General features: G+C 57.0%; 23 protein-coding genes. 13 read left to right on the plus strand and 10 right to left on the minus strand.

Features of this window, described 5'->3' with window-relative positions; genetic code table 11:
- Positions 1-228 precede the first annotated feature (228 nt).
- Positions 229-2,082 (plus strand): tetratricopeptide repeat-containing sensor histidine kinase, encoded by a 1,854-nt coding sequence (locus EU557_RS16930; RefSeq protein WP_135531639.1) that lies wholly within the window; start codon positions 229-231, stop codon positions 2,080-2,082.
- Between the two features lie 204 nt (positions 2,083-2,286).
- On the opposite strand, the gene EU557_RS16935 is transcribed toward EU557_RS16930, so the two are convergent.
- From EU557_RS16935 to EU557_RS16950, 4 genes are all read right to left on the minus strand, one after another.
- Positions 2,287-3,294: an SDR family oxidoreductase gene (locus EU557_RS16935; RefSeq protein ID WP_135531640.1), complete on the minus strand. Its 1,008-nt coding sequence runs from the start codon at positions 3,292-3,294 to the stop codon at positions 2,287-2,289.
- A 588-nt stretch (positions 3,295-3,882) separates the two neighbouring features.
- On the minus strand, positions 3,883-5,001 hold the full coding sequence (locus EU557_RS16940) for an alpha/beta hydrolase (RefSeq protein ID WP_135531641.1): 1,119 nt from the start codon (positions 4,999-5,001) through the stop codon (positions 3,883-3,885).
- Between the two features lie 164 nt (positions 5,002-5,165).
- The gene (locus tag EU557_RS16945; RefSeq protein WP_135531642.1) at positions 5,166-5,966 is read right to left on the minus strand and encodes a LytR/AlgR family response regulator transcription factor; all 801 of its coding nucleotides are present in this window, start codon (positions 5,964-5,966) and stop codon (positions 5,166-5,168) included.
- Between the two features lie 15 nt (positions 5,967-5,981).
- Positions 5,982-7,043 (minus strand): sensor histidine kinase, encoded by a 1,062-nt coding sequence (locus tag EU557_RS16950; RefSeq protein ID WP_135531643.1) that lies wholly within the window; start codon positions 7,041-7,043, stop codon positions 5,982-5,984.
- A gap of 190 nt (positions 7,044-7,233) precedes the next feature.
- On the opposite strand from EU557_RS16950, the gene EU557_RS16955 reads away from it, so the two are divergent.
- Positions 7,234-9,234 (plus strand): carboxypeptidase-like regulatory domain-containing protein, encoded by a 2,001-nt coding sequence (locus tag EU557_RS16955; protein WP_167855246.1) that lies wholly within the window; start codon positions 7,234-7,236, stop codon positions 9,232-9,234.
- 94 nt (positions 9,235-9,328) lie between these two features.
- Here EU557_RS16955 and EU557_RS16960 read toward each other — a convergent pair whose 3' ends face one another.
- Positions 9,329-9,730, minus strand: a complete 402-nt coding sequence (locus tag EU557_RS16960; protein WP_135531645.1) for a DUF6960 family protein — start codon at positions 9,728-9,730, stop codon at positions 9,329-9,331.
- Positions 9,731-9,946: 216 nt separating this feature from the next.
- On the opposite strand from EU557_RS16960, the gene EU557_RS16965 reads away from it, so the two are divergent.
- From EU557_RS16965 to trpS, 11 genes are all read left to right on the plus strand, one after another.
- Positions 9,947-10,636, plus strand: coding sequence for a DUF421 domain-containing protein (locus EU557_RS16965; RefSeq protein WP_135531646.1), 690 nt, complete (start codon positions 9,947-9,949; stop codon positions 10,634-10,636).
- A gap of 76 nt (positions 10,637-10,712) precedes the next feature.
- Complete coding sequence (locus EU557_RS16970) at positions 10,713-11,414, plus strand: DUF421 domain-containing protein (RefSeq protein ID WP_135531647.1); 702 nt, start codon at positions 10,713-10,715, stop codon at positions 11,412-11,414.
- 297 nt (positions 11,415-11,711) lie between these two features.
- Positions 11,712-13,553, plus strand: a complete 1,842-nt coding sequence (locus EU557_RS16975) for an alpha-amylase family glycosyl hydrolase (RefSeq protein WP_245326297.1) — start codon at positions 11,712-11,714, stop codon at positions 13,551-13,553.
- Between the two features lie 639 nt (positions 13,554-14,192).
- Positions 14,193-16,031: a glycosyltransferase gene (locus tag EU557_RS16980; protein WP_135531648.1), complete on the plus strand. Its 1,839-nt coding sequence runs from the start codon at positions 14,193-14,195 to the stop codon at positions 16,029-16,031.
- A gap of 264 nt (positions 16,032-16,295) precedes the next feature.
- Complete coding sequence (locus EU557_RS16985) at positions 16,296-17,072, plus strand: DUF4198 domain-containing protein (protein WP_167855247.1); 777 nt, start codon at positions 16,296-16,298, stop codon at positions 17,070-17,072.
- A gap of 102 nt (positions 17,073-17,174) precedes the next feature.
- A complete protein-coding gene (locus tag EU557_RS16990) occupies positions 17,175-17,549 on the plus strand; it encodes an STAS domain-containing protein (RefSeq protein WP_044002696.1) in 375 nt (124 codons plus the stop codon).
- 170 nt (positions 17,550-17,719) lie between these two features.
- A complete protein-coding gene (locus tag EU557_RS16995; protein WP_135531650.1) occupies positions 17,720-18,637 on the plus strand; it encodes a ribonuclease Z in 918 nt (305 codons plus the stop codon).
- 126 nt (positions 18,638-18,763) lie between these two features.
- Complete coding sequence (locus tag EU557_RS17000) at positions 18,764-19,513, plus strand: queuosine precursor transporter (RefSeq protein ID WP_135531651.1); 750 nt, start codon at positions 18,764-18,766, stop codon at positions 19,511-19,513.
- A 36-nt stretch (positions 19,514-19,549) separates the two neighbouring features.
- Positions 19,550-20,206, plus strand: a complete 657-nt coding sequence (locus EU557_RS17005; protein ID WP_135531652.1) for a hypothetical protein — start codon at positions 19,550-19,552, stop codon at positions 20,204-20,206.
- 290 nt (positions 20,207-20,496) lie between these two features.
- A complete protein-coding gene (locus tag EU557_RS17010; RefSeq protein ID WP_135531653.1) occupies positions 20,497-21,000 on the plus strand; it encodes a hypothetical protein in 504 nt (167 codons plus the stop codon).
- An 11-nt stretch (positions 21,001-21,011) separates the two neighbouring features.
- Complete coding sequence (gene trpS / locus EU557_RS17015) at positions 21,012-21,989, plus strand: tryptophan--tRNA ligase (protein ID WP_135531654.1); 978 nt, start codon at positions 21,012-21,014, stop codon at positions 21,987-21,989.
- Positions 21,990-22,133: 144 nt separating this feature from the next.
- Here trpS and EU557_RS17020 read toward each other — a convergent pair whose 3' ends face one another.
- From EU557_RS17020 to EU557_RS17040, 5 genes are all read right to left on the minus strand, one after another.
- Entirely contained in the window at positions 22,134-22,982 is an 849-nt protein-coding gene (locus EU557_RS17020) for a hypothetical protein (protein WP_245326298.1), read from the minus strand.
- Positions 22,983-23,175: 193 nt separating this feature from the next.
- Positions 23,176-24,324 (minus strand): CaiB/BaiF CoA transferase family protein, encoded by a 1,149-nt coding sequence (locus EU557_RS17025; RefSeq protein ID WP_135531655.1) that lies wholly within the window; start codon positions 24,322-24,324, stop codon positions 23,176-23,178.
- Between the two features lie 17 nt (positions 24,325-24,341).
- Complete coding sequence (locus EU557_RS17030; protein WP_135531656.1) at positions 24,342-25,016, minus strand: ATP-binding cassette domain-containing protein; 675 nt, start codon at positions 25,014-25,016, stop codon at positions 24,342-24,344.
- Positions 25,013-25,339 (minus strand): hypothetical protein, encoded by a 327-nt coding sequence (locus tag EU557_RS17035; RefSeq protein WP_135531657.1) that lies wholly within the window; start codon positions 25,337-25,339, stop codon positions 25,013-25,015. Before EU557_RS17035 ends, EU557_RS17030 begins: the two co-directional genes overlap by 4 nt.
- A 45-nt stretch (positions 25,340-25,384) precedes the next feature.
- A complete protein-coding gene (locus EU557_RS17040) occupies positions 25,385-26,125 on the minus strand; it encodes a class I SAM-dependent methyltransferase (RefSeq protein WP_135531658.1) in 741 nt (246 codons plus the stop codon).
- Positions 26,126-26,241 lie beyond the last annotated feature (116 nt).

Genomic DNA, 26,241 nt, shown 5'->3' on the forward strand with positions numbered 1-26,241 from the left:
AGTTGCTTTTAGCCTACTTAGCTTGTAATAAATTTAGTGAATAGCTCTTACGCTACCGTGCTTAGCCTCTGGGCAGTTCTGCTCTCACTACTACCTGTAGGAAGTGGCCGTGCAGAACCGCGCGGAGGTGCGCCTTCGCTGCCGGCAGTTTCGCGGCCACACCCAGCGCCAGCCAGCCCCGCTACTTCCCGCGAAGTAGCCGGAGGAATTCACCGGTTGCCTCGGGTGATGCTTGACAGCCTGCAATTGCGGCTCCGGGAGCATCCGCAGCCCGATACGGTGCGGGTTAATCGACTTAACGCGCTAGCCCTTGCGTTGCGCACCAACAACCCGGCGCGCTCAGCTGCCTTGTTCCGGGAGGCGCTGGCGCTGGCCACCCGCCTTCACTACATGCTTGGGCGGGGTCATGCCCGGTTTGGCCTCGGCTACTACTACCGCGACAAAAGTCAGTATGACTCGGCCCTGGCCTACAATCAAAGCGCTTACCACGACTATAGCCTGCTCCACAACGATTACCACCGGGCCCGGGCTTTGTATGGGATAGCGCGTATTTACTATGAGCAAGGACTCTACGGGCAGTCGATGGCGAGCTGCTTGGAGGGCCTGCAGTTGGCCCGCGCCCAACGCAGCCAGCGGGCCGAGCTGTTTCTGATTACCCAACTAGGCCACACCAGCACGGCCCTGGGTGAATATGAGCAGGCCCGCCAGTATTTAGGCCAGGCCCAACAGTTGGCCCAACAGCTACATGACCCTATCGGTAGCGGGCACGCGTACACCGCCCTCGGAGAGCTCAGCCAGCAACAGCAGCGCTGGGCGCAGGCCCAACAGTTTTATGAACAAGCCATTGGCAGCTACCAGTCGGTGTATAACAACCAGGGTTTGCTGCCTAGCCGTATTCACTTAGTGGATATGGCGGAGCGCCAGGGTCGGGCCAAGGCAGCCCTAGCAGATGGGGCCGAACTCCTCCGCGAGGCTACTACCGCCAATGCTATCAGCCGCCTGCACTTAGTCCTGTCCCGTGCCTGGTTTAAGGTGGGGCAGCTTGATAGCGCCACTCGCCACGGCAGCCAGAGCTTGCGCCTCAGCCAGGTTAGTCGCCTCAAAGAAATAAGTGGCCAGGCCTCGGAGTTGCTGGCCCAGATAGCGGCCCGGCAAAACCGCTTCGCAGACGCGTATCGTTACCAGCGGCTAAGTGGCGCCTACGCCGATAGCCTGACCGGGAACACCACCCGCCGCTTGGTGGCGGCGCTGCAATTCCGGGCAGTACAGGAGCGGGAAAAAAGTCAGCGCCGAGAGCTGGCGCAACAGCAGCAGCTAGCCCAGTTGCGTCAGCAGCATCAAACCATGATTTGGGGAGCCCTAACCCTGCTGGTGGCTGTGCTTACTGGCCTAGGAGTATGGCAATACCGCCGCAAGCAGGCAGCCCGCGACAAAGAGCTGCGCACTCGCCTCGCCGCCGATCTGCACAACGATGTGGGGGCACTTCTGCTCCAGATTTCACAGCAGAGTGGCCTACTGCAGGAAGGGCTTGCCGATGGGGAAGCTCAGCGCCGACAGCTGGACCAGATTTCCGAATCGAGCCGCTCGGCCATGCGGCAGCTCAACGATGTAGTGTGGAGCCTAGATTCTAAAAACGACAAGCTGGCTGACCTGCTTGAGCGCCTGCGTGAGTATGCCCATGAGGTACTCGTTCCGGCCGGGGTTACTGTAACTTTTGACTTCCCCACGGCGCAACTCAGCCAGCCCCTCCCCTCCTTGCTGCGCCGCAACCTGTACTTGATCTATAAAGAGAGCTTGCGCAACTTGCTCCACCATGCTTCTTGTGCCACCACCGTAGCCGTGAGCGTGCAGCTAGTTCCGGGTACACCTACACAATTGGCGCTGGAAGTGCGGGACAATTGCGGGGCTCAATGCCAGCCGAACGGACGCCGAATCGATAACGGCATGCACAACATCTCGGTGCGGGCTCAATCACTGGGCGGTATATCCTACAGCGGCAGTACGGCCGAAGGATACCGAGTATATGTAGTAGCCCCGCTAGCGGGTGGCTGGAACGTAGCCAAACGGTATCAGAAAGGTTGATTTACTCTCCTTCAAGCACTGCTTATGAGGAAATGCCTACGCCTATTACAAAAGTGATAGTAGTCTAAGCCGTACTCTTCAGAAGGGCCGCAAAAGACAAACCGCCCCGGAGTGCCAGTGCACTCCGGGGCGGTTTGTCTTTTGCAGAAAGCTGTAGGCTCGTTATTGGCCGCCGCTTTGCTTGTTTGTGAATGGCGTTACGTATTACGGCTGCCCGCCTCCGCCAGTGGCCCCATAGACCTGGCCAGTAGCGTAGCTGGCGCTGGGGTCAGCGAGTTGCACATAGATGGATGCCAACTCAGCGGGTTGGCCGGGGCGGCCCATGGGCGTATCGCCACCAAACTTCTTCAGCTTTTCCTGAGTGGCGCCACCACTTACCTGCAGAGGCGTCCAGATGGGGCCGGGCGCCACCCCGTTCACCCGAATACCTTTCGGACCCAGCTGCTTAGCCAATGACCGAACGTAGCTTGTAGTGGCAGCCTTTGTTTGAGCGTAGTCATACAGATCGGCAGAAGGATCGGTGGCCTGCTCGGAGGTAGTACCAATAATCACTGAGCCGGGCTGCAGGTGAGGCAGGGCAGCCTTAATAATCCAGAACGGCGCGTAGATATTGGTCTTCATCGTCGCGTCGAAATCCTCACTGGAGAGCTCCAAAATGGATTGATGCTGTTGCTGCCGGGCCGCGTTGCTGACCAAGATATCCAGCCCGCCAAGCTGGCGCACGGCGTCGTCTACTAGCTTCTTGCAGAAGGCCTCGTCGCGCAGGTCGCCGGGAATGGCTACAGCTTTCTGGCCGGCAGCTTTAATCAGAGCCACTACTTCTTTGGCATCGGCTTCCTCGGCGGGCAAGTAGTTGATGGCGACATCGGCCCCTTCGCGGGCGTAGGCAATGGCCGCGGCGCGCCCCATACCTGAGTCGCCGCCCGTAATGAGGGCTTTACGGCCCTTGAGGCGGCCCGAGCCTTTATAGCTTTTCTCGCCATGATCGGGCACGGGGTCCATTTTGCTGGCTAGGCCCGGCCAGGGTTGCGTCTGGCCCTTAAATGGGGGCTTGGCGTATTTGGTGTTTGGGTTATCTAAGGGGGCGGGGGCCGCAGCGGCGGGAGCGGCTGCGCTTTCTATTGCTAGGCCAGGTGCCACGGCAGCGGCGGCTAAGCCCGCTCCTATTCCTACTAATACCTTACGCCGGCTGACGTTGTTTTCTTCTTGCATGATAGCGTGATGTTCAATGGGTAGTGAAATAAGCCCTTGTTGTATAGACGCAGCCGTTGTGCTAGAGAAGCTAGCCGCTGACTCTCTTCAGTATCTGATGTAGTCTTTGCCTCGCTGTCCCAGATTCCCAACCTTTCTGTGCTTGCCCAAGGGTCTAAGTTTAGTACTAGATCTGCCTCCTAACGGTTACCAATACCCAAATTTTATCCACAGTTTCTAGCACCACAACTCATCCATAAGCTTCTTATTATTAGATATTTGCCGCACATACCAGCAAAGAAAGGCTCCAGTTATAGCTGTGCGTAGGCCACTCACCCGGTCCGGTAGATGTGCAGTTGCGTAGGACACACCTGGCCTAGAACGAAGTTGAATAAGGTGGTGCCTTACTAGCTAGCAAATGACACGTTGCCCTCTGCCATTTTGAGAAGCACCCAAACTGGGTTATCTACCTGATCTATTGTGGGCTGACTTGCTGTAAATGCAGCGTAGGCCACTACTAGTAAAATGTGTTTACTGCACATCTTACCAGTAGTGGCCTACGCTGTTTACTGGCCTACGCAGGTGGCCTAGCTACAATTGAGCGAGTTCTTACTGCAAGCTCTTTTTCAATTCGCTGGCGGCCAGCGCTTGCGCGTCTTTGGCTTCTGGTACCACGGTGGCCATCCCAAAGAATTCGTGCGTTACGCCTTCGTACACCTTGGCCGTAACCGGTACGCCCGCGGCTTTGAGCTTGTTCGCATACTCCTGGCCTTCACTTTGCAATGGGTCAATTTCTGCGTTGATGACGGTGGCGGGCGGTAGCCCCTGCAGGTTGGTGGCATTCACCAACGAAATCAAGGGGTTCTGCCCCTCGGCGGCATTATTCAGGTACTTATCAAAAAACCATTGCATGAGTGGTTTACTCAGCGGCTTGGCATTGGCGTACTGCATGTACGAGGGCGTATTCATGTCGTAGCGGGCAATGGGATATACCAGCAACTGATGCACCGGCATGGGCACATTGGCCGTGCGAGCCATCATGCAAACAGCCGCGGCCAGGTTACCACCAGCACTTTCTCCGGCTACGGCAATACGCTGCGCATTGATTTTCAAAGTTGAGGCATTGTCGCGCACCCAGCGGTAGGCAGCGAAGGCATCATTATGCGCCGTGGGAAACTTATTTTCTGGTGCCTTACGGTACTGCACCGATACTACTACGGCCCCCGTCTGCTCCGACAACGCCCGCGCTGATGGGTCGTAGGTATTCAGGTTGGCAATAACCCAGCCGCCCCCCTGGTAATACACGATGCCCGGCATAGTTGCCGTCGCGTTTTTAGGGGTATAGATGCGGATGCGAATAGTGCCGCCCGTTACGGGAATGCGCTGCCCGGTGGTATCAACCATGGGGGTGGGCATGGGGATACGAAAGTTTTTCATCACGGCCATGGCCGCATCCGTAGCGGAGGGTGCCATGCGCGCCTGCTGCGGAGTAAGCGTGTAGAGGGGCACTCCTTTGCTTAAGCTATCGAGGGCCTCGATAACGGTTTGCATTTCTGGCTTGATGGTAGGCCCCCACTCCGGCTTAGGACCTTTAGGGCGAATGCCGCTGGATGGAGACGACGAATCATCGTCGTCGCAGGCCGTGAAAGCTAAGGCCAGTAGCAGTGCCAGCCCGTGCATGAAACACCGCTTGGGTACTGGAAACAGGGTAGAAACAGAAGTTTTCATAACTGGTAGTGAAAAAGAAACAAGAGCAGGTGGTTAAACAAAAGGGCATACGCAGCTAGGCCACTTGGCTAACCACAAGTGGGACAGACCGGACGATATCAGGGATAACCTGCACTTAAAACAGCGTTGGCTTCGGCGTAGCTCAGCCGTACGCTGTGGCCTAGCTAGTGAGCAAACCGATGCAGAAAGCGCTGGAGGCTGCCACTATAGCTTCTCGACGAGGTAAGGTGGGTGTCGTTGTGCAGCGTGACGAGGTACTCGCCGTGGGCCCAGGGCCGCAGCTCTTTGATGTAGGCGCTATTCACAATCAAAGAGCGATGAATACGAATGAACGTAGCCGGATTGAGTTTGCCCTCTAGCTGGCTCAGGGTGGAGCGAATAGAATGCTGCTGGCCTAGCGCGTGCACCGTTACGTAGTTGCCACTCGCCTCCAGGTACTGCGCCTGATCGGCCCTGACGAAGTACAGCCGCCCTCGTTCTTTGATTAGAAACTGCTCAATTGGGGCCTGATCGAGGACCGGGGCCGCTACGGGTGGCGCTACCTCCCGCAGCAGCGTAGTGAGCTGATGCCGTAGTTGATACGTAGTGCGTTGTGCTACCAACTGGCGCACGTGCGCCAGGCACCGGGCAAACCGGTCGGGGTCAACGGGCTTAAGGAGGTAATCAACCACATGCGCCTCAAAAGCTTGCAGAGTATAGTGGTCGTAGGCCGTTACAAATACCACCAAGGGCTGCGGATGGCCCGCCAATTTTTCTAGTACCTGTAGGCCACTCAGGTCGGGCATCTGCACGTCCAGAAAGACCAGGTCAACGGGCTGAGTGGCGTCGGTGAGTCGCTGGAGTGCTTCGGTTCCATTACGGCACTGGCCTACCAGCGCATAGCCGGGTACCTCAGCCAGCAGTTGCGCCAGGCGCCGACGAGCCAGCGGTTCATCATCAACAATCAGCGTACGAATCAGCTCCACGGGTATAAATCAACATTATGCTTGAGGGGAAAAGGGCAGTTCGATGCGGACGGCAAAGCCCTGCTCGGGTGCCGTACGAATGGATAGGGCGTACTGCGAACCGTATAGGGCGTGCAACCGCTCTTCGCTGTTGCGCAGGCCAATGCCGCGCGACTCAGAGTGGGTGGTGCCACGGCCATTGTCGCGCACTTCCAGCACCAGCACGCCATCGTGGCGGTCGGCCTGGATGTGAATGGTGCCTGTTTCCGCATCGGAAGCCAGGCCGTGTTTTACGGCGTTTTCTATCAAAGGCTGTAGCAGCAGGTTGGGCACCAGCGCCGGCAACGTATCGGGGGCAAGTTGGTAGGTGATGGTCAGGCGGTCAGAGAAACGGATTTGCTCCATCTCGAGATATAGCTCCGCGAAATGCAGCTCCTGCGCGAGCGTCACCTGATGCTTGTCGGTGTTATCGAGTACCAAGCGCAGAAACGCGCCAAGCTTGGCCGTCATGCGTTGCGCCCCCTTCGGGTCGTCTACGATGAGCGTAGCAATGGCATTGAGCGTATTAAACAGGAAGTGGGGCTGCAGCTGCATTTTCAGAGCCTGCAGCTGCGCCTGCACCAGCTGCACTTCCAGGCGGGCGGCATCGAGGTTGCGGCGCTGAAACCGCCCGTAAAAATCAAGCGCGTAGGCCACGCACAGCAGCATCCAGTAGACTGATATCCAGATGTTGACGCTGGACATGATAGTGGCCCACGACAATACCGTGCCGGGTACGGCCATCAGGTAAAGCACGGTTACGTGCAGGATGCGGAACAGCAGGGTGAGCAGCACGCTGGCCGCGGCGTGTACCAACAAAGAGGCCACCCAGCGGCGCCTGCCAGCGGTGAGGTCGAAACGAGCGGCCAGCCAGAACACCACCGGAGTAAGCAGCGTCCAGATCAGGCCGTACACCAAAGGCGCGAGCACGGCTGTGCGCCAGTGCACGGGCCCTGCGCCAGTAAGGGCCTGGGCATACACCACCACAATCATAAAGAGAGTGAATAGCCCCCACGCTAACGCAATCCGAAACCACTTAACCTTTTCTAGCTTGAGCATACAACACGGCTCGAATAAGGCTCTTCCAACGAAAGTTTATACTCGGGAGTTGAGCTATTGCCTTACAAAGCGCCTACTGCAACGGGTTCTGCTTTTCCGCCCTTAACGCCACTAGTGGAGTTAACGTAGAGCAGAAGGCCCACTACCAATGCTTGGGGTTGGGCCTTCTGCTTTTACTTTCTTTGCGCGTATGCTGCGTTTTTTGCTTCTGGGGCTACTTGTGCTGCTAACTACCGCTGCCGGAGCGCAGCAGCTGAGCACGGTGAAAGGACGCGTGCTCGATGCCCAAACGCGTAAGCCAGTGCCCTACGCTCTGGTAGGAGTAGCAGGCAACCAGCTCGGCACCAGCGCCAATGAGGAGGGCCGTTTCTCGCTTAGCATCCCGCCCGAATATCAGCCGCAGGCGCTGGAAATCACCTTTATCGGGTACCGCAAGGCCACGCTGCCACTGCCCGTGCCGGCTGGGCAAGAAGTGCAGATTCTGCTGGAGCCCGCGCCTACGCAGCTGGCCAACGTCACGGTCTCGGGCTCGGCGCTGGGCATTGTGCGGGCAGCGGTGGCGCGCATTCCGCGCAACTTCGCCACGCGGCCGGTGCAGCTCACGGGCTTCTACCGCGAGTCGAGCAACGTACCAGAGGGCAAGTACCTTTATTTGGCGGAGGGTGTGCTGCGGGTGCGCAAGGAGTCATACCGCACGGCCCACCCCACCGGTGGCGACGTGGAGCTGGTGCAAACGCGCAAATACGAGGCCCGCGACACCAGCCGTACCCAGCTAAACTGGCAAGCGGGCCCCCTGATTCCGCACCGCTTCGATTTTGTGTACAACCGCGCCGACTTTATCAGCAAAGCGCACTACGCCGAGTACGACTACCAGATTGCCGACGTGACAACCTACAACGGTAGGCCAGTGTACGCCATTTCCTTCAAGCCGCGCTCGGCCAAAGCCAACTACCAGGGCCGCGTGTTTATTGACCTCGACTCCTATGCCTTTCTGGGGGCCGATTTCAGCCTCACGCCTGGTGGCGTAAAGCGCTACCAGGCTGGCTTTGCGGCCATGGGCGACTACGCCTACAGCCGCCGCAGCCGCCAGGTCAGCTACCAGCGGTATGCGGGCCGCTGGTACCTTAAACGGGTTTGGGACCAGGCCGCCAGCCAGCAGCCGGGCCGGGCGTACCAGCACACCAGCGAGTTTATTACTACGGCCATTGATACGGCCAAGAGCCGCCGCCCCGCCTACGCCGACCGTTTCCGGCCGGATGATGTATTTCTGCGCAACTCCGTGGCCTACGATTCTACATTTTGGGAGAACTTCACCACCCTGGTGTTGCCCCGGCAGGTGGAGCAGCAACTCCTGGATGAGGAGCGCCAGCGCAAGGCAGAGCAGCTGTTCTCTGACTCTACGGCCGCTGCGGCAGCCCAACCAGCAACAACCGATACGGTGGCCCCAGCACCGGCTCCTCTCCCCGCCCCGCCCCGTGGTAAGAGCTTTCTCGAGCGTTTTAGCTACTCCTCTAGCCTGGCCGTGGTGCCGCTGCAAATAGCAGAAGGCAACTTGGAGGTGGCCTACGCGCCGGCTGGTTCTTCTTTCTCGGCCGTGAGCAGCAGGCAGCTAGAGGCTGGGGGTGCTGGTATTGCCCTACGTTTCGACTACTTATTTTGGCTTAGCCGGCACTGGCAGCTGCACTACGGGGCCGGGGGCCTTCGGGGGGCGCTGCAGGGTGGCCTACAAGCCATTGGCGTACGATACGTGCATAACCTTTCCCAGCGTCGGCGGCCGGTGTACGTGCGGGCCGGCCTCGACTACAGCCGCATAGTGCTGCGGCAGCGCCTGGGCCGCTTTGATAATCCTGATGCTGACCTGCAGGTAAGTGGCACCCAGCTTGGGGCCAGCCGGCTGGCCCTGGGCCTGCAGTCCATCACGAAGGGGGTGGCGCCCCAGCTAGGCCTAGAGGTTAAGGTGGGCGCTACTCTCTATTTATTCATGGAGGCAAGCTACTGCATTCAGGCGGCCCCCAACAGTGAGCTGCTTCTGGACGAAAAGAAGGGCTTCTTTCTCAGCCGAAACTCTGCTCGCGTCCCCCTCTCCTCACCCGATGTGCATGTGCAACTACATGCACAAGCCCGCCAAAGCGCGCCCTTCCTTCCTAGGCCACTGCAGCTGCGGGTGGGTATTGCCGTGGGGGGCCACTGAGCTTGCAGGGGTTACGCCTACTCTTCCTGGAGTTGCGCCCGTATTGCCTGCACCTCCTCGCTAAGATGCGTTACTGCAGCTCCACACTAATGGCCTAGGCGAAGCGCAATTCTTCGGCTTCGAAGATGCGCTTCACTTTGCGCTTCTTCTCCACAATCTGAAAGCGGGCCTTATCGGCGGCTTCATCCCAATACACGTCAGATACCTGCCCTTCGTGGGCGGGGCGGCCAGGCTCGGGGCTTACTTCCTGCACCAAGTCGCCGAAGCTAAAGGGGGGCTTATTGTAGAGTTCTTTAAATAACTCACCGCTGACTTTAAACTGTTGCTCATCATAGCGCAGTAAAATCCAGTCGTCGGTTTCATCAATTTTTTCGAAGACTTTGCCCATGGGCTCCAGCCACTCAAACGTGCGGCGGTTGGCGGGGTGAATATAACCTAGGCCGTAGTCGGGGGTCCAGGAATACAGGCCGTAGATGACGGGTTTAGGACGGGGCACGGAATAAAAGCAGTGGGTTAAAAAAAGAAGAACAGCCGCTAGCCGCTGGAGGTTGCATAGGTGCTAAAAACTGGCCTAGCAGGCCCTAAAAGTACATTAGCGGGGATTAGTTCGTAGTAAAATCCCGTTTTGTACGGACCTATTTTTAAGCACCTTAACTATAACGCCGCCTTGCCTCCACCCGTTCAGCACTATAACTGACAGCAAGGAAGTAGCATGAAGAAGGAAGATATTCACCTCGGTGATTTGAAGAGAATTTTGTTTGGCGATACCCCCGCTGAGTTCACGCTGGAAGTAATTGTTCGGACAATCGTCATATACCTGATTTTTCTGATAATCATGCGCCTGTTTGGCAAGCGCATGAACGGTCAGCTCACTATCACGGAGCTTTCCGTGATGCTAACTCTGGGTGCTATTATTGCCGTGCCAATGCAGGTGCCTAACCGCGGCCTGCTGCCCGGCGCTATTCTGCTGGTGTGCGTGCTTTACCTGCAGCGCGGCCTCAACTGGTGGTCGTTGAAGAGGCGGAAGGTTGAGGTAGTAGTGCAGGGCAAGGTCGTTATGCTAGCCAAAAATGGCGTGTTGCTCCCTGATGAGCTGGAGAAAGAGCGCGTGTCGCATGAGCAGATTTTCGCTGAGTTGCGCGACCATGAAATCACGCACCTAGGCCAGGTAAAGCGCCTTTACATGGAGGCCAGCGGCAACTTCAGCCTGTATAAGCAGGAGCCTGCAATTCCGGGCCTAAGCGTGCTGCCCGGCCAAGACACCAAACTGCAGGAAGAGCAAGCCAAAGTGCCCGACCTGAAGGTGTGCGTGTACTGCGGCAACTGGGCCAGCTCGCGCGACCATGCCGGCCACCAATGCCTCAACTGTGGCCACCAAGAATGGACCGAAGCCGTCCGGTAACTAGTGGCCCAGTGGCCTAGGCCACTGCCTCACGCGCCTGCCAAGTTTGTATTTCCCCCGTAGTTGTAGCTAGTGTATGAAACCCGAAGACTTTCATCTGTTAGAGCCCTTGCGCGTGATTCTGGGCGATGTACCCTGGAGCTTTCTGCTGGAGATTTTATTGCGGGTGCTGTTCTTGTATGGCCTGCTGGTGCTTTCAATGCGGCTGATGGGCAAGCGCATGGGCGCTCAGTTGAGCCGCAATGAGATGGCTGCGCTGGTTTCGTTGGCCGCCGCTATTGGTGTACCCATTCAGGCACCCGACCGGGGCTTGGTGGCTCCGCTCTGTATTGCGGCTATTATTGTAATTGGGCAACGCCTGATTTCCCGCGCCACATTGCGCAGCAAAAACTTTGAGGAGCTTTCTCAGGACGACATTGCCATTATGGTGGAAAATGGCTGCCTGAACCTCGATAAGCTAAAAGAGGCCGTAGTGCCCCAGGAGGGTATATTTGCCCAGCTCCGCTCCAAGAGTATTACGCACCTAGGCCAGGTAAAGCGCCTCTACATGGAAGCCAACGGCAACTTCACGCTGCTGCCCCAAGAGCCGCCTCAGCCGGGCCTCTCCCTCATCCCCGATTGGGACGAGGAATTCCGCCAAGAGTACCCCGTAGCGCCCGATACGTTTGCCTGCAACCGCTGCGGCAACCTGAGCAACAGCAAACAGACGCCCTCTACTGCCTGCCCACGGTGCGGCAACACCCGCTGGGTGCAAGCCATTACCTCTAAACCCGAATAAGAGAAGCTCACACCCATAGCCACGCGCCAGCGCCCTCGCTCTACGGACCGGGGGCGCTGGCGTGCTTATGGGCCCGTAAGCACGTAGCCTTGCTTTTTAAGTCAGTATTGATTTTACCCTGGCTGGTTAGCGTGGTGGCTTTAGCCGAGGTGCATTCACTTACTTTATGAAGTAGCCTGTTTCTAAGGGCTAAGAAGCTGGCCTAAGGTCAATTATTGCCCTGCTTACAACCCAAGGCGGGACTGATCAGTAAGAGGATATACTGTTGAACTTCAACACGGCTTCTCTTACACAAACATGTCCGTCATCGACTCCGCTCCCGCACCTATTACTATTCCCTCTACTGACTTACAACCTGGTATGGGGGCTATTCCCCACGCAAACGGTACCACCTTCCGGGTGTGGGCTCCGGCCGCCACGGCTGTTTCTTTGGTAGGCCCCTTCAACAACTGGGACGCTACCCAGCACCCCCTCCAGCACGAAGCTGATGGCTATTGGGCCGCTAATTTCCCCGCTCTATTGCCGGGCACTGAATATAAGTTTTGGCTGAAAACGCCCACCGGCGAGCTAACCCGCAACGACCCCTACGCCCGCGAAGTCACCCACTCGGCCGGCAACTCTATCGTGCCTGATCATAGTTTTAATTGGGAAGATGACCACTTTGAGATGCCCGCCTGGAATGAGCTGGTAATCTATGAGCTGCACGTAGGCACCTTTAACGCTCCCGACCCCGAAAAGCCTGGTACTTTCCTCGACGTAGTAGCTCGCCTTGACTACCTGCGGGACCTGGGCATCAATGCCATTGAGATTATGCCGCCCACGGAGTTTCCTGGTGGGCGCAGTTGGGGGTACAACCCAGCGCACCCGTTTGCACTGGAAACCGACTACGGCGGACCACAGGCTTTTAAGGAGCTGGTGAAACAAGCACATCGCCACGGCATTGCCGTTATTCTGGATGTGGTGTACAACCACTTCGGGCCCGGCGACCTGGACCTGTGGCAGTTTGATGGCTGGCAGGAAAACGATGGCGGTGGCATTTACTTCTACAACGACTGGCGCGCCGAAACGCCCTGGGGCCACAACCGCCCCGACTACGGCCGCGATGAGGTGCGCCGCTACATCCGCGACAATGCCCTGATGTGGCTGGAAGACTACCGCGTAGACGGCCTGCGTTGCGACTCCATTTCTCACGTGCGGAACGTGGACGGCTCCAGCGACCCTGCCCGCGACCTGCCCGAGGGCTGGAGCCTGATGAAGTGGGTCAATGAGGAAATTCAGGAGCGGATGCCCTGGAAAATCACCATTGCCGAGGATCTGCAGGGCAACGAATACATTACTAGGCCTACCGCTGATGGCGGACAAGGCTTTGCCTCACAGTGGGACGCCGCCTTTGTAAACATTGTGCGCGATGCGCTGATAACGCCCGAAGACGCCGACCGCAACCTGGAAGCCGTGGCGTCCATCATCGGCCACACCTATAATGGCGACGCTTTCCAACGCGTAATTTACACCGAGTCGCACGACGAGGTGGCCAACGGCAAAGCCCGCGTGACGGAGGAAATTATGCCCGGCAACGCGGCCTCTTGGTTCCCCAAGAAACGCTCGACGCTGGGCGCCGCCCTGGTGTTCACGGCCCCCGGCATTCCCATGATTTTTCAGGGCCAAACCATGCTGGCCGATGGTCATTTCTCCGACGACTTACCCCTGGACTGGAGCCGAGCCGAGCAGCACGCCGGCCTGGTGCGCCTCTACCGCGACCTGATTCAGCTGCGCCGCAATACCGCTGGCCACACCCGCGGCCTGCTAGGCCAGCACACGGAGGTGTTCCACGTCAACAACGATGAAAAGGTACTGGCCTACCGCCGATGGGCTGATGGTGAGGGTGGCCCCGGCGACACTACCATCATCCTGGCCAACTTCGCCGACCGTGCCCACGAGGCCTACACCATTGGCCTGCCCAGCGGCGGCCACTGGCGCGTGCGCTTCAACTCCGACTGGGAAGGCTATGATGCCGAGTTCGGCAATTTTGAGAGCATGGATACCCAAGCCGAAGAAGGCGAGTACGATGGCTGTGGTTTCCACGGCTCTTTCGGGCTAGCCCCCTACTCCGTCCTGATTATCTCACAGGAGCCGGGCTAAGTGGCCTAGGCCTCTGATGCAGGCATACTATACAAGTTGCCCTTTGTTTAGGCAGTTCTGCAACCGTTGCGGAGCTACCCAAACAAAGGGCAACTTGTTGTCTGGCAGTTCTTCATCAACTCGAGTACTGTATAGCTCCACCATTGCGGGTAACGGGTTCTACTGTATGCCCAGCCAGTAAGGAAACCGCAACGTTTCGGTGACCAGAACCGACCTGCTTCCCCTGGGAAGCCGATATGGCAAGCAACTCTGCGTTGCCGTTGCAGCACGTTGAATGTACCCTATCTATAACTCGGCAGCATTGCTCAGGCTGGCTGATGAGCACCGCAAGAGTTGCAGCGTTGCTTCATTGATGCAGGCTGTTCAATCAGTTAGGGGTGGCACTGCTGCTCTTGTGTGTTGCGGTGGCTATAAGCAGCCTTTGCCGACTTGCTAAACCGCAGTGTACTAAGCCGCAAGCGTTGCAAGTTGGGGAAAACATAGCCGAGGGCTAGCCGTGACGTTGACTCCGACGGAAGAGCTTGCGTAGGCAACAGGGTCATCTACTTCTGAGCTACTAGCAGAAAAAGCCCGGTTTTTTCCGTTTGAAACTCCGTTGTGCCGTCTATCTTGCCACCACTCCCACCGAACTACACACTCATGCAAGTTCCGCTTTCCTCGCCCGAACCTATTGCACCCGATGCCCTGCTCGTAGAAGTAGCCTGGGAAGTCTGCAATCAGGTAGGAGGCATTTATACCGTTATCCGCAGTAAAGTGCCGGCCACCGTGCAAGTGTGGGATGATCGGTATTGTTTGCTAGGTCCCTATTTTGCCCACCAGGCCCAGGGCGAGTTCGAACCCTACGACGACTACCAGCTTGCCACCCTCAGCGACCCATTTGCTGATGCTGTGCGGGAAATGCGCCGGCAGGGCTATGATGTGCACCTGGGCATCTGGCTCGTGACGGGCCGGCCCCGGGTGGTGCTCATCAACCCCTACCAGGCCTACAACCGCCTGGGCCAGATTAAGTCTGACCTCTGGCACCACCACCACATTCCTACGCCCGATAACGACGACCTCCTGCATCAGGTAGAGGCGTTCGGCTATCTGGTGAAGACCTTCCTAAAGGTTCTCACCGACCAGGTAGTGCCACCTCAGCGCGTGCTGGCGCACTTCCACGAGTGGATGACCGGGGTGGCTATTCCGGACCTGCGCCGCGAGCAGGTGCCCCTGCACTTGGTGTTCACCACGCATGCCACCCTGCTGGGCCGCTACCTGGCCATGAACGACCCCAATTTTTACGACCACCTCATGCAGGTGGATTGGGCAGCGGAGGCGCGGCATTTCAACATTGAAACGGCCGTTACCATTGAGCGCGCCGCCGCTCATGGGTCGCACGTATTCACGACGGTAAGCGAGCTGACGGTGCGGGAGTGTATCTATCTGCTCGACCGGATTCCGGACGCAGTGCTGCCCAACGGCCTGAACATTGAGCGGTTTGTGGCGCTGCACGAGTTTCAGAACCTGCACCAGCAGTATAAGTCGAAGATTCACGAGTTCGTGATGGCGCACTTCTTCCAGAGCTATTCTTTTGATCTGGATAACACGCTGTACCTGTTCACGAGCGGCCGTTACGAGTACCACAACAAGGGCTTCGATCTAACCCTGGAAGCCCTGGCCCGCCTGAACTACCGCCTGCAGCAGAGTGGCCTACAGGGCAACGTGGTGATGTTCTTTATCACGAAGCGCCCCTTCCATAGCATCAACCCGCAGGTGCTACAAAGCCGGGCCGTGCTTGATGAGGTACACGCCACCGTAGAGGCCATTCAGCAGCAAGTGGGCGAGCGACTATTCTACGCTGCCGCCGCCAGCACCGACCACCGTCTGCCCGACCTGAGCAGCATGGTGGATGACTACTGGAAGCTGCGCTACCGCCGCACCCTGCAGAGCTGGAAAACCACCAACCTGCCCCCGGTTATCACCCATAACCTGGTAGACGATGCCAACGATGATATTCTGGGCTTTGTACGCCGGGCTAACTTGGTAAACAACCAGCACGACCGGGTGAAGATTGTGTATCACCCCGATTTCGTGTCGCCTACTTCGCCGCTGTTTGGCATGGAGTACGGGCAGTTTGTGCGCGGCTGCCACCTGGGCATCTTCCCGAGCTACTACGAGCCCTGGGGCTACACCCCGCTGGAATGCGCCGCCCGCGGCGTGCCGGCCATCACCAGTGACCTATCTGGCTTCGGCGACTACGTGCTGCAAAACGTGGCCAACCACGAAGACAAAGGCATTTTTGTAGTACACCGCCAAGAAAAGAGCTTTGAAGAATCAGCGGAAGAGCTAACGGATATGCTGTGGCAGTTTGTGCAGCTCAACCGCCGTGAGCGAATCATGCAGCGCAACAACGTAGAAAGCTCCTCCGAGCTCTTCGACTGGAAAAACCTGCGCGTGTATTACGACCGGGCCTACGCTCTGGCTTTAGAGCGCTATTAATCTAGCACACCATCTCAAAAACGTCATCCCGACGCAGGAAGGATCTTCTCATGCGGTACCGACTGGCCTAGCGCCTCGTGCCGACGGGAGAAGATCCTTCCTGCTTCAGGATGACGTGCAGAGTGTAGACAGCAACCGCAGGGTTCTTGGCCTAAATGACCGCCGCCTCTTCATGTGCTCTTAATGAACCTGAAATTTCTTCGCGGCATGTCTCACCAGTCTTGCCTGCTTCTCCTGCTTTTGCTACTGCTAGCGGGCACTGCAATGGCGCAAGAATTTTGGCTGGAACCGGCTCGGTTCAGTATTGCTCCGGGCGCTGCGCTACATATTCGGGTTTTTACGGGCGAAAATTTTCAGGGTAAGCGCTGGGCCGGCAAAGCCAAGCGGGTTACGCAACTCCTTCATCGCACGCCTACTGGCCTAGAAAACCAAACCGCAGCAGCTACGGCGGCTGATAGCTTGCATACCACGCTCACCTTTGTGCAGCCGGGCACTCATCTTGTGGCACTCACCACCGACTATGCCTTTCTGCAGCTCAGTGCTGCGGATTTTACTACCTACCTGCAAGAAACTGGCCTAGGCCACGTTATAGCATTGCGCAAACAGCGAGGTGAAGCAGACAAGCCCGGCCGGGAGGCCTATCAACGCTGTGCTACTACCCTAGTACAAGTTGGGGCGCCGCTGCCCCAAGACACGGCCCGCGCGTGGAGCCGTCCCCTTGGTTTGACATTAGAAATTGTTCCAGAACAGAATCCCGCACTTCTCAAATCGGGAATGTCTATTACCTTGCGGGTGCTAGCCGCTGGCCGGCCCCTTGCGGGCCAGCTAGTGCAAGTTTGGCAGCGCGGAGACCTACAAAATCGTCCGCCGCTCAAACTTCGGAGTAACCAAAATGGGCGTGTGCTGTTTCGACTACAGGCGCCCGCACAATATTTAGTAAGTACTGTTCAGATGGTGCCCGCCCAAGCTCAACTGCAAACCGAGTGGCAGAGCACCTGGAGTACTTTTACTTTCGCTTTTCCCGGAAAAATCAGCCGCTGATGCAGCTTTTATTTCTCATTTTTGTCCACTAACGACTCTGCAGCGCACAAAAAGTTTTTTTGTTACCTTCGCAACTCCCATAAACACCGAACGACCGCCGGTATGAAGTACTCCATAGATAAAAAGGAAACCTACACGATTATCACGATTGACGAAAAGAAGCTCGACACCACCGTCGCGCCCGATCTAAAGTCGGAATTCGTGAAGTTAAATGCCGAGGGCATCAACAACCTGATCCTCGACTTAAGCAATGTGAAGTACACGGACTCGTCGGGACTCAGCTCAATTCTGATTGCGAACCGTTTGTGCAACTCCACGGGTGGCCTACTGGTGCTAACCGGCCTGCAAGACCACGTGATGAAGCTTATCACCATCTCCAAGCTGGAGTCGGTGTTGCACATTCTGCCCACCGTAGAGGAAGGCATTGACCGTATTTTCCTGCACGCCATTGAGCGCGACCTGACCAGCAAAGAATAGCTGTTCAGAAGGCTGTGAAGCTGTTGGCTGTTAGCTGTTAGTCTTTTGCTGACGGCTACCGGCCAACAGCTTTTTCTTTGGTGGCCTAGGCCAGTACTTGTAACTGACCGGTCCTCCTTCCTTTCATCTTAACGTATGTGGGTGGCCTAGGCTGCCTGCTCCTTGCCACTTTGGATTTTGAGCTAAAAATTCTGGGTAGTGCTTCGGCCACACCGTTCATGGACCGCCACCACACGGCCCAGGTCCTGACGGTGGGCAACACCCACTACCTAATCGACTGCGGCGAGGACACCCAGCGGCGCCTGATGGAACAGAAAATACGTCACCAGCGCATCCACACCATCTTCATCAGCCACCTCCACGGCGACCATTTCTTCGGGCTGTTTGGGCTGCTGGGCACCATGCACCTGAATGGGCGCACGGAGCCCCTGCAGTTGTTTGGGCCGGCCGGGCTCGATGAGGTGCTGAGCACGCAGTTCCGCCATTCATCTACCCACCTCAACTTTGAGCTGGAGTTTACGGCGGTTGATACCACCCAACATGCGCTGGTGTTTGAGGATAAGTACCTCACAGTGCACACTCTACCGATGCGGCACCGCATTCCGTGCTGCGGCTACCTGTTCCGGGAGAAGCCCAAGCGCCGCCGCCTGCTGCCCGATTTGTTGCCCGCGGGCCTTACACCTGCCCAGCTCACTGCCCTCACCTTAGGCGAGGATGTGTTGGATGAAAATGGGGAAGTGTTGGTAACTAACGCAGCCGTAACCGCCGAGCCCAAGCGTGCCCGCAGCTACGCCTACTGCTCCGATACCCTCTATACTGAAAGCCTGGCAGAACTGGTACGCGACGTAGATCTGCTCTACCACGAGGCCACATTTATGGACGATATGCGTGAGCGGGCCCACACCACGCATCATTCCACGGCGCGCCAGGCTGGCCTACTGGCGCGGCGGGCCGAGGTGCACCGCCTGCTGATTGGGCATTTCTCCTCCCGCTACCGCGACCTACAGCCTTTGCTAGCCGAAGCCAAGACCATGTTTGAGTGGACGGAGCTAGCCATTGAAGGCCTCACGATTCACTTAGCGGAGTAAGGATACCTAGGACTAAACGAATCGGCGCTTTAGCAGTTCTTAGCTGGCTTACTTCCGAGCACAGGCCTAGCCCCAGTGGCTACGTTTTCGCCGAATCAGTTTATTCCTCCCCTCCTTTTTGCGCGCATGCCTACCCCGTTTACCCACAAAAAACAACAGCTCTACCTCGTTCTCAGCGGCATTTTCATTGTAAATGCGCTGTTGGCCGAAATTATTGGGGTAAAGATTTTTTCCCTGGAGCCCCTGATTGGTCGCCCCGACAACCTGACGGCGGGTGTACTCATCTGGCCCGTCGTGTTCGTGACTACCGATATTATTAATGAGTACTTCGGCAAGGAAGGCGTATTACGCATAAGCTACCTTACTGTGGCGCTTATTCTGTTCGCGTTTATCGTCATTTATGCCACTACCAAGCTGCCGCCGGCCGCTTTCTGGCTCGATGTGAACAAGACCGACGATGCCGGCCGCCCCTTCAACATCGACTACGCCTACCAGAGTATTTTCCGGCAGGGCCTAGGCATTATTGCGGGCTCCATTACGGCATTCGGGATTGGGCAGGTGCTCGATGCCACGGTATTTCAATTGCTGCGCCGCGCCACCAAGGGCCGTTTTGTGTGGCTGCGCGCCACCGGCTCCACGCTCGTTTCCCAGCTCGTCGATTCGTTTGTGGTGCTCTATGTGGCCTTCTACCTGTTCGGGAACTGGACGCTAGATCAGGTACTGAGCGTGGCAAACACCAATTACTGGTATAAATTCGCGGCGGCTATCCTACTCACGCCCGTTATCTACCTGGCTCATTTCCTGATTGACCGCTATCTAGGCCAGGAGGAAACGGTGGAGCTGCAGCAAGAAGCTGCCGCCGATGTGAGTGTGTAAGGCGCCGTATTCAACCAGTCTATAGTTCTTTTTTTAATGCGCTTTTCTCTCCTACTCCCTCTTGTAGGTTTATTATTCTCCCGGGCTACTATCGCTCAAATACAGCCCTTCAATACGTACAAGTCCGGATCATACGTGCTGCTGAATGACCGCACTCATCGAATAGACGGCCAGTTGAAGCTTAAGAGCAGCACCCTATTGTTGGTGAAAGATGACAAGGGTAAAAGCACTAAGCTGGCTCCGGAATCGGTACATTCCTTTCGAATAGAAAACCGGGCTTATACTGTTGCCTGTGACTTTGAAGTCAGACAGGGACTTTACGACTCCGTGGTCGAACAGGCCTTCGTCGAGCAGCTTGATAGTGGCCAAGTAATTCTAATGCGTTACGCATTCACTACGGGTGCCCCAACCATGAATGCAGGAGGCGTTATGACGGGTGGCCAATCTCAGAATGAAGTGTATTTGTTGCGCTGGGCCCGAGGCACGTCCGTTTTGGCTATCCAAGGGAGCTGGTTTACAGGTGGTGGCGCTCGTTTCAGGGAGGCTTTACTGCCCTATATTTCTCAACGCCCCGACTTAGTTCAGTTAATCGAGAACCGCAGCATCACCACACATGAGTTGCCTAAGCTTATAAGGGCGCTCAATACTGGGCAGAAATACGAGCTGCTCACCTCCTCTAGTACTTACAACTGATTCCTACCATGTCCCGCATTCTTACCGGCATTCAGAGCATAAGCAGCTGCCTAGGCCAAGAGAAAACCGTGGAACTGCAGTAAGATGCTGCCGCCGATACGAGTGTATAGCAAATAATTACTCTCAATAAATTTTAAATGGTTATGCCGCGCCTCATACTTATAACTTTTTTCTTCCTGATAGCTGCGCCTCATCTACTATTTTCCCAATCATATACCTCAGATGGAAGACCTAGCAGAAACCTAAAATTTGCTCTGGGAACCTGCAAAATAGAATTCGAGGATGGAAGCATGGCTGAAGAGAATATCACTTATTATGTTGGTATGCAGCCTTATTTAACCAGCCAGAGTTCTCAAGGTGAAGTGCGTTATTTTCCACATCAGGTTCGCTCTTTTAGTAATAAATATCGCAAATATGTAACTGTAGGAAATTTCCCTATTCACTTAAACTACTCAACAAATATTAACAGAGACTTTGCAGAACTGATAGAATCAGGCCCATTGGAATTGTTAATTCATCAGAGCTACGACGTTTATACAATTCCTGGAGCCAATGGTGCGCAACAGTATGGAGGAATTGGAAACAGTATTTATCTGCTTCGAAAAGCCGGTGAATTTGCTCCTTTCGCCGCTTTCAGCATGACTGGTAAAAGTGATAAACAGTTGCGAGAATCTCTATCACGTTGCCTTTCTTCGCGTCCTGATCTGCTTGAGAAGCTGATGAAAAAGTCAATCAGCTACGAAGACATCCCTGCTTGCATTCACGCCTATAATACTGGGCAACCTTTTAAATAGCGTCTTTCCCTATGTCCCGCATTCTTACCGGCATTCAGAGCACTGGCCGCCCTCACCTGGGCAACCTGCTCGGCGCCATTCTTCCGGCCATTGAGCTGTCGAAAAGCAGCACCAACGAGTCGTTGCTGTTCATTGCTGACTTGCACTCGCTTACCACAGTGCGCGACGCCGAGTTGCTGCGGCAGAACACGTACGCGGTAGCAGCATCGTGGCTGGCCTGCGGGTTTGATACGGAGAAGAACATGTTCTACCGCCAGTCGGATGTGCCGCAGGTAACGGAGCTGGCTTGGTACCTCTCCTGCTTCACGCCCTACCCGATGCTGGCCAACGCCCACTCCTTCAAGGACAAGTCGGACCGGCTTTCTGACGTGAATGCAGGCCTGTTTACCTACCCGGTCCTCATGGCGGCCGACATACTGCTGTACGACGCCGATGTGGTGCCCGTGGGCAAAGACCAGATTCAACACCTGGAAATCACCCGTGATATTGCCTCGGCGTTCAACAACCGCTACGGCGAAACCTTTGTGCTGCCCAAGGCCCGCGCCGATGAGCAGCTGATGACGATACCTGGCCTAGACGGGCAGAAGATGAGCAAAAGCTACGGCAACATCATCGACATTTTTGTGGATGATAAAGCCCTGTTGAAAACTATCAAGAGCATCGTTTCCGACAGCACCCCATTGGAGGCGCCCAAAAACCCCGAAACGGATACGACCTTCAAGCTGTTCTCGCTGCTGGCTTCTCCCTCCGATGTGGAGACTATGCGCCAGAACTACCTCAACGGTGGCTACGGCTACGGCCACGCCAAGCAGGCCTTATTTGAAGTAATCAAGCAGCGCTTTGCCACCGAGCGCGAGCAATTCAACTTCTACATGAGCAACCTGCCCGAAGTAGACCGTAAGCTGGCCGAAGGTGCCCGCAAAGCCCAAGCCTACGGCTCCGAAGTGTTAAATAAAGTCCGCGAAAAAGTAGGCTACGCCCGGCGGTAGTCCACCTATTGAAAACAACACAGAAAGCACGTCATCCTGAGTTGAGCGAAGGATCTCTCACGTGAGCACGAGGCACTAGGGCCAGTTGTTCAAACGTAATAAGATCCTTCGCTCAACTCAGGATGACGTGCGTTTATCTTAGGCCTAATACGCTAGGCCATCTATGTTCTGGTGGCGCTGCTCGTTGGAGAAGCTGAAGCCCACTTTGCTGGCGCGGCTGACCTGCTGGTTTTCCAGCTTCTGCTTCACGCTGATTTTCTGAATGTCATCCAGCGGGGGCGCAATGAGGTCATTATTGACAGCGGCAATCATGGCGCTTTCTACGAAGAGCTTCAAACCATCGGGCGTCACGAGGTTATCCGACATATCATTGTCGGGCAGCTCCAGCTGCTGCACCCCTTCCAGGAAGTAATGATTATCGATGTTGATGAGCAGGCGGCCTACGAGGTAGCCGGGGTCGTTCATGCGCTGGTACTTGATACTGTCGGCGGTGAAGTTGTAGGCCATGATGTGGCCAAAGAACCGCCGGCGGAAATCTGCCTCTACATATTTGGTAGGCATGGGTCCGTAGTCGTCGGGGAAGGTGACGATGTTGGAGTGCAGCACGAACACGAGCAAGTCGCCGGAGAACCGAATGTGAAATTCCATGTCGTTCACGGGCCGGTACTCAATTACTACCGTCGAGTCGACGGGCGTAATGCGGCGGCTTAGCTCCACTACCAACTCCTGCGACACCTTCCGCAGCATATCAAAGGTGTTGAGCGTGTTGCGGTAGATGGCCTGCTTAGCCGTTGACTTTTGCTTGAGGCCTTCAAAAATCAGGTCGAGACGGTCGGCGGGTACTTCACCGGGCGAGCCGGGCTCGTTGGGTGCCGTATTATCCGTATTGGGAGCACCTGCGCCGCTGTTCATGGCTGGCGCACCGGGCGTACCGTCATCCAGTTGAGAAGCAGATACGGCGTTGGAGGCGGGAGTTTGGGGCGTTTCGTCCATGCAGAAAAGAACAAGAGGGACGCCTCACAGGAGGCGCGCCAGTTAGGGTAAAATTCCAGCTCAGGACCTTCCTAGGCCACGTTGAGGTGCTGCTAAGCAGTAGTACCTACGCAAAGTAGCAACCAGGGAGTTTCGGTAGCAGCCCGGAATACCTCAATTTTAGCCGACGAGTACCACACCTGAGCAAAGCTATTCAACCGGCATCCGTAGGCCTCTTCCCTACCGCTGGCGGAGCAGACAGTTGCTTCGCTACGGGCCAAGCATTGCTGCGGAAAGCCACGGTGCGCAACCCCTGGTGCGGAAACTCGGGCGTGGCGGGCAGTAGCATTTCTTGGGCTGATGGGTGGCCTAGCGCCTCCCCAACCGTGCGCACAGCGCCAGCGGGCACGTGGCGTAGTTCCAGCTCTTGCAGCAGCCCGTCACCGGATACTTCCGCAATGCGGGCCCGGAGGAGCTGCTCCAGCTCTGAGCGGTGAGTTACGCGGGCAGCGTTGGTCTGGAACCGGGCATCATCAGCCCACTTGGGGTGGCCTAGCACCATGCACAGGTGCTGAAACTGGCGGTCGGCGCCCACGGCTAGCAGCAGGCGCACGCCATCGGCAGCTTCGTACACGGTACCGTAAGGCACAATGCTCGGGTGGCCCGAGCCTAGCGGCTGCGGGTCGCGGCCCGTCACGAGGAAGCTGGTAGCCTGATTGGCTAATGAAGCCAGGGCACTGTGTAATAAGGATACCTGCACCAGCGCGCCCCGGCCGGTACGCTCGCGCTGGTAGAGAGCCGTGAGCAGGCCTTCCTTTAGTTGGTGCGCCGTGAGCAGGTCTACCATGGCTACCGGCATTTTCAGGGGCTCCTGCCCTGGCAGCGTGTTCAAGTGCATGAAGCCAGCCTCAGCCTGCAGCACGGCATCGTAGCCGGCGCGGTTTACAGTGGGGCCGTAGCCGGTGATGTGGCCGTAGATAAGCCGCGGGTGGCTACCGGCGAGTAACGCATAATCGACGCCCAGCTTCTCGGCGTCGCCGGGCTTATAGCTGGCCAGTACAATATCCGACTGGCCTAGCAGCTGCTGTATTTCTGCTTTGCCCTCCGGCGTGGTCAGGTCTAGCACTACCGATTGCTTGCCCCAATTGGCACAGGAGAAATACGCCGACACGGTGGTATCGGCTGGTTCAGCGGGCGTGCGCCAGGTGCGGGTTACGTCACCGGTTGGTGCTTCTACCTTGAGCACTTCCGCTCCTAACTCTGCAAAGAACTGGCCTACCTGCGGGCCAGCCAGCACGGAGGCCAGCTCAAGTACTTTTAAACCAGCAAACGGAAGCGGCAGGTCAGCAGCAGTATAGGGCATAGAGCAAGGGATGGGTGTCAGCCCGCAAGATAGCCCCGGTCGCGGAGTGCGGGCTCGGGGTCGGGCGGCAGTTGCTCCAGGCGCCCGCCGTGCAGCAGATACACTACGTCGCAGAGGGGCAGCACCTCGGCGTAGCGATGGTCGGTGAGCACGATGCCTTTGCGAGTTTTGGCCTGCCTAAACAGGTCGGACAGCGTTTCTACGTGCACCGGCATCACCCCCGAAAATGGTTCATCGAATAAAGAAAACCGCGTGTTGGCGTGTAGCAGTAGCAGCACCTGCACTAACCGCGTGGTACCGCCTGAAAGCTCGCCCACGCGCCGGGAAAGCTGAGCACGCAGGTCCGGAAAGTCGGCCAGGGCTTGTTCGGCGTCAACCCGGAGCATGCGGGCGGCCTCGGCCAGCGTAAGGCGTTCGGGCAGCAAGGGCACCTGGGGCAGGTAGTTCAGCAGGCCCGGCTGCCGGTACGCGGGCACCACGCGCTGCCCATTCACCCGCACCGAGGCATCGGCGAGGTGGCGCCCCCCGAACACGGTTTGCAGCAGCGTGGATTTGCCGCAGCCGTTGCGCCCCAACAAGCCTACCACCTGCCCGGTCTGTACCCGCAAGTACACGTCTGACAGGATGCGCCGCTCCCCGAAGGCGAGCTGAATGCCATCAGCTTCCAGAATATGTGAAGAGGCCGGGCTCATTGCAGCAGGGCGTGAAGCAGCAACACGACCGCGCTGAATAGCAGGGTATCGGCCACCACTACGCCCGCCCACAGCTGCCAGGGCGCAATGTGCAGGTTCAGGTAGAGCCAGTACTGGTGGGGGCGCAGCTGCTCCGAGAGGTACCAGATGACGGAAAACGTGCTCAGCTTAGTTAGCAACAGGCCTAGGCTGAGCGGTAGGGGCCAATTTGGGAACGGACCAGCTGCCGCGGCTGCAAAGATCAACAGCGAAAACACAACGGCGAATGGCGCCACGGTGCGGTAGAACAGGCCTAGGGCCCGCAAGTACGTAGATATCGTCATGTTTCGCGCGTGCTGAATCAGCCAGACAACGCGTCAAGTAACGGATTATTCTACCAAGCCCAACCGCAAAAACACCGAAAACTCCACCTCGCGCTCCGCCACGCCCCAGCGGCGCGTCACTTCATCGGCGAGTAGCAGCACGGGGTCTTGGCCGTGCTGCTTCTGGTATTTCACCACGCTCGACCACGTGCGCAAGTAGTTCAGGAACCACTCCGCCGACCATTGCCGCCGCACCGAGAACCGGTCGTGCTCTACCTGCGCAAACGGAAACGGCAGGCGGGCATACTCATCAGTGATGTGCCAGCGGTTATCGTCCCAGTACGGGCGCATGGTTTCGTCGTGAAACTCCTGAATCAGCGGGTCCAGATCGGGGCTGATGCGTAGCAGGCCGTACCCCCATTCGGCCACGGTAGCACCAGGGTGGCCTACCCGGCGGATTTCCTGGTTGAACGCTTCCATGTCGAACCAATGCACTGCCTGGGCCACGGTAATCAGATCGAAGGTATTATCAGGAAACGGGGTGTGCTCGGCGGGCGACAGTTGATAGGTGATGTTAGGACGGGCCGGCGCCTGGCCTAGCTGAGCGGCGCTGATGTCGGTGGCATCTACGTGGGCAAAGTGCTCGGCCAGCACGGTAGCTACCTGCCCATTGCCAGTAGCGCAATCCCAGGCCCGCTGCCGACCAGCTACCCGCGTGAGCAAAAACGTGTATAGCTCAGCGGGGTAGTCGATGCGGTAACGGGCGTAGAGGTCGGCTTGGGCAGAGAAACGGTCGAGAGCAGCCATAGCGAAAGGTTAGTGAGAAGTTGTTCGTACACTTGAGAACGGAAACAGTTGCCAGTTGTCGGTTGTGAGTTAGCAGTTTGTTCTGGTAACCCGCGCCTGCCGACTGGCAACGTATA

The sequence above is a fragment of the Hymenobacter wooponensis genome (genome assembly GCF_004745865.1).
In the GTDB taxonomy this organism is placed as follows: Bacteria; Bacteroidota; Bacteroidia; order Cytophagales; family Hymenobacteraceae; genus Hymenobacter; species Hymenobacter wooponensis.